3 protein-coding genes are annotated in these 2,163 nt (G+C 56.5%); 2 read left to right on the top strand and 1 reads right to left on the bottom strand.

The features are described from left to right. The first annotated feature begins 67 nt into the window (after positions 1 to 67). Positions 68 to 631, top strand: a complete 564-nt coding sequence (locus tag BLO49_RS18070; protein ID WP_245679096.1) for a site-specific integrase — start codon at positions 68 to 70, stop codon at positions 629 to 631. Between the two features lie 223 nt (positions 632 to 854). Further along, a complete protein-coding gene (locus BLO49_RS18285) occupies positions 855 to 1,229 on the top strand; it encodes a hypothetical protein (RefSeq protein ID WP_139159742.1) in 375 nt (124 codons plus the stop codon). Positions 1,230 to 1,347: 118 nt separating this feature from the next. Here the strand turns inward: BLO49_RS18285 and BLO49_RS18065 are convergent. Continuing rightward, the coding region (locus tag BLO49_RS18065) for a hypothetical protein (RefSeq protein ID WP_220083771.1) at positions 1,348 to 2,163 on the bottom strand (816 nt) is incomplete at its 5' end.

The raw sequence follows: 2,163 nt of genomic DNA, 5'->3' as shown, positions 1-2,163 counted from the left end.
GCCCTCGCTGTTCGACAACGAGGGGAGTTTCACATGGGTCAATTCCTGATGATAATTAAGCCGCCAAATGGGTCAGTTTTCGGTGATATTCAACACTCTAGGTAAGGCGCTGAATGATGCCGAACGCAATAGGACAGAGACGCAGGCTGCCATTACCGCCATCCGGCTGTTAATGCTGACGGGCTGCCGCCTGAACGAGATCATGACCCTTAAATGGGATGATGCATGTCTCGGAGATTACGAGCTGCGCCTACCGGACTCAAAGACCGGCGCCAAGACCGTCCATATCGGACAGAGTGTCGTCGACGTTCTGCTGCAGACTGAACGCCTCAACAATAACTCTTACGTCATCACCGGCAAGAATGAAGGCCGCCCCCTCATCGACTTGCAACACCCCTGGCGGCGCATTCGCGCCACCGCCGGTCTGCCTGACGTCCGTATCCACGACCTGCGCCATTCGTTCGCCAGTGGCGCCCTCGCTCTTGGCGAGGGCTTACCTATGATAGGCAAGCTACTCGGGCATAGCCAGGTACAAACCACAGCGAGATATGCCCATCTGGCTAACGCTCCTATCAAGGTGGCTGCCAGCCGGATTGCCGACAGTATCAGCGGCGCGCTTAACGATAGCTAGTCAGCCTCGCCATGGCCGCGTTTCTGCCCGCACCCCATGAAATGCTTTTCGCGCATTTATTAGAAATTTATCGACTTGGCGGGCCAGTTGCCTCAGCAGGAATTGCAAGTTCCCCACAACTTTTGTTTGCCTGACGGCGTTGTTACCGCTTGGGCATAGTGTAATAGTCAGAGCTGCAAAATTAGCTTTGTGACGATGAAAAATATATCTGAGGGGGGGCAGAATGAAAATTTCACAAGCATTTGGCAGAACCGCTTTAGCAGGTCTTCTGCTACTGTCGCTTGAGGCGTGCGGCTGGGGCGATGACCAAAGCCAATGTATGGCCGCACCCGAATCAAAAGGGCAAGCAATCTCCAAAAAAGCGATACTTCAATTTCTGCGATATGCTGGCAAAACACATGCGCCGATCAAGGGAGACGGTGGGACAGTTGATCCTGAAAGGCTAGAACACGTAGGCGCTAACGATCTGATCTATGACGGCATTGTTCCGGCTGGCAGCCATACTTACCAGTTCCACTTGACATGGGCTCCCAATGCGACCTTCACAGGGGCGGTTGCGCCCAATTGCTCGGTAACCACCAATTGGTCGATTAAGTGAAACGCTGGTTTTAGTCGCGCCTTGAAGAACTATGATGCGGGAGCGCCCTCCACCTGATCTCTTCTATTGATACCCGATGGCGGCGCGCAATCGGTAAGTTGGCGCTAGAAAACACGGCCTAATGTCGAGTGACCAGTGTAACTCCGGCTAGCACAGGTAGTTTTTGTGGCAAATGCCCAGGCGTTGGGAACTGCACCACAACATTCTGCTGCCCTTGCGCCATCGGATAGGCGCCGCATTCAGACAGGGCCTGAAGCGCCTGCGCCTCGGACTTCAGGCTTTGATCGGTGATCGGCGCATCCGGATCCCGTTCGATTTCAGGTGGCAAAGCCAGCCCACCATTGGCATCGAAGTTGATCTTCAGCGTCGCCGGCAGGGTCGCGCCATCGGCGATGCGGTTCCAGCAAGGGGCTATGGCATTCCACAGATCGAGATTGGCTTGACCGTTTTGGCCGAAGGCGCCGGCCGTGGCTTCGGCGGTGCTGTCCCTGAGGGCGTTGCTGTTTGACCGTAAGGCTTGACTGGCGGGCGCTTCCGGATTTTCGGCCGGGGACGCTACCTGATCCGCTGGAGTGGCATCGTCCTGGGTTTCGGAGAAGTCGGTAGGTTCCGATGTCGCCACAGATGGTTCAGCCGTCGAAGTTTGTCGCTCTTCCTCGGATGCTTTGGGTGGCGTCAGCTCAGAGACGTCAACGAGCGTTACAGCCGTGCCGGCGCCATTGACCGTGCCAAGGCCGGTTACGGTTCCCATACTGGCGCTAAGCCCCGTATTGGAAGGGAGGAGCAAAAGCGCCAGGCCAAGATGCAGCAATGCTGAGCCCGTTATAGCGATCGCTCGGCGTTGATAGGGAGGTGCGCTGTCCAACCGGGACATGATCGGGAAGAGGGCGGCACCGGTCCACCGCCGCAGACGGCGGCCCAAAACCGAGGGAAA

The organism is Asticcacaulis taihuensis (assembly GCF_900100255.1).
In the GTDB taxonomy this organism is placed as follows: Bacteria; Pseudomonadota; Alphaproteobacteria; order Caulobacterales; family Caulobacteraceae; genus Asticcacaulis; species Asticcacaulis taihuensis.
This window is presented reverse-complemented; position numbering and strand designations above follow the sequence as displayed.